This window comes from Halanaerobaculum tunisiense (assembly GCF_054657635.1).
Genome location: NZ_BAAHYI010000020.1, coordinates 1 through 4,913, shown reverse-complemented (window position 1 = coordinate 4,913; position 4,913 = coordinate 1). Strand labels below are relative to the sequence as shown.

Here is a 4,913-nt window from a genome sequence, read left to right as displayed (position 1 = left end):
AAGAGTAAAAAATATAGTAGTGAAAAATTAAAACTTATGAGGGGGAGATTTAGTTATGAAAGAAGTTGTAATTGCTAGTGCAGTAAGAACTCCGATGGGGGCTTTTGGTGGAGATTTAAAAGATGTATCAGCTATTGATTTAGGAGTAGTTACAGTAGAAGCAGCTTTAGAAAGAGCTGAAGTGGAAGTTGATCAAATTGATGAGGTAATTTTTGGTAATGTTTTACAAGCAGGCCAAGGTCAAAATCCTGCTCGTCAAATATCAATTAATGCAGGTATTCCTCAAGAAGTTCCAGCTATGACTGTTAATAAAGTTTGTGGTTCTGGATTAAAAGCTGTAAATTTAGCATCGCAAGCTATTAAAGCAGGAGATGGAGATGTATTCGTTGTAGGTGGAGTAGAAAATATGAGTCAAGCTCCATATGCTCTTCCAAATGCTAGATGGGGAGAAAAAATGGGTAATGGTGAAGCGGTTGATTTAATGATTAAAGATGGTTTATGGGAAGCATTTAATGATTATCACATGGGAATTACAGCTGAAAATGTAGCAGAACAATGGGATGTTAGTCGAGAAGAACAAGATGAATTTGCTGCTACTAGTCAGCAACGAGCTGTAAAAGCAATGGAAGAAGATAGATTTCAGGATGAAATTGTACCAGTAGAAGTACCACAGCGTAAAGGTGATCCAGAAATTGTTAATAAAGATGAGGGGCCTCGTCCAGGAACAACAGCTGAGGGATTAGCTAACTTAAGTCCAGCATTTAAGAAAAATGGTACAGTAACTGCTGGAAATTCATCAGGAATTAATGATGGTGGATCTGCTTTAGTTGTAATGACTAAAGAAAAAGCTGACGAGTTAGGAGTTGAACCATTAGCAACTATTAAATCTTATGCTTCAGCTGGTGTAGATCCTAAGATTATGGGTACTGGTCCAATCCCAGCTACTAGAAAAGCATTAGTTAATACAGATTTAGAAGTTGAAGACTTAGATTTAGTTGAAGCTAATGAAGCATTTGCTGCTCAATCAATTGCGGTAGTTAGAGAATTAGGTTTAGATACTGAAAAAGTAAATGTTAATGGTGGAGCAATTTCTTTAGGCCATCCAATTGGATGTAGTGGAGCTAGAATTTTAGTAACTTTACTTTATGAAATGGAAAAACAAGATTGTAAAAATGGTTTAGCTACTTTATGTATTGGTGGTGGCCAAGGAGCTGCGACTATAGTAGAAAGATAAATTTCAAATAGTATTTAAATAGTAAAGGTTAGTTATTAATAAAAGGAGGGATAGTAGTATGAAAAAAGTAGGGGTAATTGGTGCAGGAACTATGGGAAGTGGAATAGCTCAAGTTATTGCTGCTAGTGGTTATGATGTGGTTTTAAGAGATATTGAAGAAGAGTATGTTGAAAAAGGTTTAGCTGGAATTAAGAAAAATTTAGAACGTAGTGTAAAAAAAGATAGATTAACTGAAGATCAAAAGGAAGAGACTTTAGAAAGAATAGATACTACTACTGATATAGAAGATTTAGCAGATGCTGATTTAGTTATTGAAGCTATTGTAGAAAATATGGATATTAAGAAGGATGTATTTAAAGAATTAGATAAAGTTTGTAAAGATGAAACTATTATTGCTTCTAATACTTCTGCGTTAAGTATTACTGAATTAGCTACGGTAACAGAACGTCCAGAAAAGGTATTAGGAGTACACTTCTTTAATCCTGTTCCAGTAATGAAATTAGTAGAGTTAATTCGAAGTATTACTACTACAGATGAAACATTTGATAAAATTGAATCCTTTATAGAAGATATTAATAAAGAACCAGTTGAAGTAGAGGAAGCGCCAGGTTTTGTAGTGAATAGAATTTTAATTCCTATGATTAATGAAGCAGCTTATGTACTTATGGAAGGAGTAGCTAGTGCTGAAGATATAGATACAGGAATGAAATTAGGAGCTAATCATCCTATTGGACCATTAGCACTAGGTGATTTAATTGGCTTAGATGTTTGTTTATCTATTATGGAAACTTTACATGAAGAGCTAGGAGATCCTAAATATCGACCTTGTCCATTATTGAAAAAGAAAGTAAGAGCTGGACAATTAGGAAGAAAAACAAGTGAAGGATTCTATGATTATAATTAATAGATAGAGAAAGTAACAGTCTTTGACAAGTGATCATTTTGCTTGTCAAAGACTATTTTCTTATCATTTAAAGGAGGGAAAAAATGAATTTTGAAAGTTTAGAAATAGAATATAAAGATCTATGGGCTGTGGTTAAGATTGCTAGACCAAAAGCAATGAATTCTCTAAATAGTACAGTGTTAAATGAATTAAGAGAATGTATTGAAAATTTGGATGGAAATGATGAGATTAAAACTATAGTTATTACTGGTAAGGGAAAAGCATTTGTAGCAGGAGCAGATATTTCTCAAATGAAATCAATGGATAGTTTGGAAGCTAAAGAATTTGGAAGATTAGGTCAAGAAACGTTTAGAACAATTGAAGAAGCATCTACACCAGTTATTGCTGCTATAAATGGTTTTGCTTTAGGAGGAGGATGTGAATTAGCTTTATCTTGTGATATTAGAGTGGCTTCAACAAAGGCAAAACTAGGTCAACCTGAAGTTGGTTTAGGAATTATTCCTGGTTTTGGTGGGACACAACGTTTACCTAAAGTAGTAGGAGAAGGAAAAGCTAAAGAATTAATTCTTACTGCAGATAATATTGATGCTCAAGAGGCTTTAGATGTTGGATTAGTAAATGATGTAGTTGCTGCTGATGAATTAATGGATGCAGTAGAAGAGATAGTTTCTAAAATAGCAAGTAAATCTTCAGTTATTCTTGGTCTAGCTAAAGAAGCAATTAATACAGGTCTAGAAAAAGAAATAAATGAAGGCGCTAAAATAGAAGCAAACTTATTTAGTATATGTTTTAGTACTGAAGATCAAAATGAAGGTATGGATGCATTTTTAAATAAGAGAAAACCTAATTTTTCTGATAAGTAATCTTTAGTGAGGAATTAGACGAATAATTTTTGGGTCTCTGACTAATATTGTGAAGAAAAATATGTAAATTCAAAAAATAAAAATGCATTTGCTAGATTTTCTCTAATTATTTAAGTAATCAACTACAATAATTAAGAGAAAGGAATCTAAGCAAATGCAAACTTATAATATCACAAAATTAATTGATTTGCCAGACTTAATTGCTACTGATTTATTAATTTTAGATGATGTATATATTTTTATAGAAGAAGCTAAAAAGAAAGAGTGGAAAAAGGGTTAGTTGATTCTCCATTACATTTTGATTTTGTATTAGGAGTTCCCGGAGCTATGCCAGGAACTCCTAGGAATTTAATGTTTATGGCTGAAACTATTCCGGAATGTTCTCTTGGACGGTAGCTGGTATCGGAAGACATGAAATTCCATTGGCTGCTGTTGCTATAGCTATGGGTGGCCATGTAAGAGTTGGATTTGAAGATAATGTCTATTACCGAGAGGGAGAATTAGCAGAAAGTAATGCCCAATTAGTAAAAAGAATTACTAGAATTGCCGAGGAATTAGATAGAGAAGTAGCAACGCCAGATGAAGCACGGAGAATTTTAAATATTAAGTGATAGAGGAGGGATTTACAAATGGCAGAAGTAGTTTCGCTAGATCAAGCGTTGGATAATCTTGCAGATGGGATGGAAGTAATGATCGGTGGTTTTATGTCTTGTGGTACTCCTAGACAGCTAGTAAAAGGGATGGTAGAAAGAGGATTTGAAAATTTAACGGTTATTGGGAATGACACGGGAACTCTAAATGAAGGAATAGGTAGATTGATTCATAACCACCAGGCTGAGAAATTAATTGCAAGTCATATTGGACTTAATCCAGAAACAGGAGATCAAATGAATGATGGAGAGCTAGATGTAGAATTAGTTCCACAAGGTACTTTAGCAGAAAGAATTAGAGCTGCTGGATCAGGTCTAGGAGGGTTTTTGACTCCTACTGGAGTAGGTACAGTTGTAGAAGAAGGAAAAGAGAAAATAGAGATAGAAGGAAAGAAATTTTTATTAGAACTTCCTTTGGAAGCAGATGTTGCATTAGTTAGAGCTTGGAAAGCAGATAAAAAAGGAAATCTTGTTTACCGCAAAAGTGCTAAAAACTTTAATCCGTTGATTGCTATGGCGGCAGATGTTGTAATAGTAGAGGCAGAAGAAATAATGGAAATTGGTGAAATTGACCCTAATGAAGTAATGACTCCATCTGTATTTGTAGATTTTATTATCGGAGGTGAAAAATAATGGATAAACAAGCCAAAAGGGAGTTTATAACTAAAAGAATTGCTCGTGAATTAGAAGATGGGGATGTAGTTAATTTGGGAATCGGAATGCCTACAATGGTAGGAAATTATGTTCCTGAAGATTTGGATATTACTCTCCAATCTGAAAATGGATTTTTAGGGTTAGGACCAGCTCCAGAAGAAGGAAAGGAAGATAAAGATTTAGTTAATGCTGGAGGAGAACCAGTTACTATTAAGGAAGGTGGAGCTTTTTTTGATAGTGCAAACTCTTTTGCTATTATTCGAGGGGGACATGTTGATGTTACAGTTTTAGGAGCTCTTCAGGTAGATGAAAAGGGAAACTTAGCTAACTGGATGATTCCTGGTAAATTAGTTCCTGGTATGGGGGGGGCAATGGATTTAGTAGTAGGAGCTAAACAGGTAATTCTTGCTACTTTGCATACTATTAAGGGAGAAAAACCTAAAATTTTACAAGAATGTTCTTTGCCATTAACAGCTCAAGAAGAGGTAGATTTAATTGTTACTGAGATGGGAGTAATTGAAGTTACTAATGATGGTTTAGTATTAACAGAGATAAATCCTAAATTTAGTTTAGAAGAAGTAAAAGAAGCAACGGAAGCTGAATTAATT

6 protein-coding genes and 1 pseudogene are annotated in these 4,913 nt (G+C 34.1%); all 7 read left to right on the top strand.

The features are described from left to right. The first annotated feature begins 55 nt into the window (after positions 1 to 55). Entirely contained in the window at positions 56 to 1,234 is a 1,179-nt protein-coding gene (locus ACYQ3D_RS12550; protein WP_459838800.1) for an acetyl-CoA C-acetyltransferase, read from the top strand. Positions 1,235 to 1,292: 58 nt separating this feature from the next. Next, positions 1,293 to 2,138: a 3-hydroxybutyryl-CoA dehydrogenase gene (locus tag ACYQ3D_RS12545; RefSeq protein WP_459838798.1), complete on the top strand. Its 846-nt coding sequence runs from the start codon at positions 1,293 to 1,295 to the stop codon at positions 2,136 to 2,138. 83 nt (positions 2,139 to 2,221) lie between these two features. Continuing rightward, positions 2,222 to 3,001, top strand: a complete 780-nt coding sequence (locus ACYQ3D_RS12540) for an enoyl-CoA hydratase-related protein (RefSeq protein ID WP_459838796.1) — start codon at positions 2,222 to 2,224, stop codon at positions 2,999 to 3,001. A gap of 154 nt (positions 3,002 to 3,155) precedes the next feature. Then, positions 3,156 to 3,281 carry a hypothetical protein gene (locus ACYQ3D_RS12535; protein WP_459838794.1) on the top strand — a complete coding sequence of 42 codons (126 nt, stop codon included), beginning with the start codon at positions 3,156 to 3,158 and terminating at the stop codon, positions 3,279 to 3,281. After that, positions 3,266 to 3,612, top strand: a pseudogene (locus ACYQ3D_RS12530) (beta-keto acid cleavage family enzyme); the annotation flags it as partial. The gene ACYQ3D_RS12535 and the pseudogene ACYQ3D_RS12530, both read left to right, overlap by 16 nt. 18 nt (positions 3,613 to 3,630) lie before the next feature. After that, the gene (locus tag ACYQ3D_RS12525; RefSeq protein WP_459838792.1) at positions 3,631 to 4,284 is read left to right on the top strand and encodes a CoA transferase subunit A; all 654 of its coding nucleotides are present in this window, start codon (positions 3,631 to 3,633) and stop codon (positions 4,282 to 4,284) included. Continuing rightward, the coding region (locus ACYQ3D_RS12520; RefSeq protein ID WP_459838790.1) for a 3-oxoacid CoA-transferase subunit B at positions 4,284 to 4,913 on the top strand (630 nt) is incomplete at its 3' end. The genes ACYQ3D_RS12525 and ACYQ3D_RS12520, both read left to right, overlap by 1 nt.

Bases quoted from the DNA above. Each gene is read 5' to 3' on its own strand.
- ACYQ3D_RS12550 (WP_459838800.1), top strand. From the start codon at position 56: ATGAAAGAAGTTGTAATTGCTAGTGCAGTAAGAACTCCGATGGGGGCT.
- ACYQ3D_RS12545 (WP_459838798.1), top strand. From the start codon at position 1,293: ATGAAAAAAGTAGGGGTAATTGGTGCAGGAACTATGGGAAGTGGAATA.
- ACYQ3D_RS12540 (WP_459838796.1), top strand. From the start codon at position 2,222: ATGAATTTTGAAAGTTTAGAAATAGAATATAAAGATCTATGGGCTGTG.
- ACYQ3D_RS12535 (WP_459838794.1), top strand. From the start codon at position 3,156: ATGCAAACTTATAATATCACAAAATTAATTGATTTGCCAGACTTAATT.
- ACYQ3D_RS12525 (WP_459838792.1), top strand. From the start codon at position 3,631: ATGGCAGAAGTAGTTTCGCTAGATCAAGCGTTGGATAATCTTGCAGAT.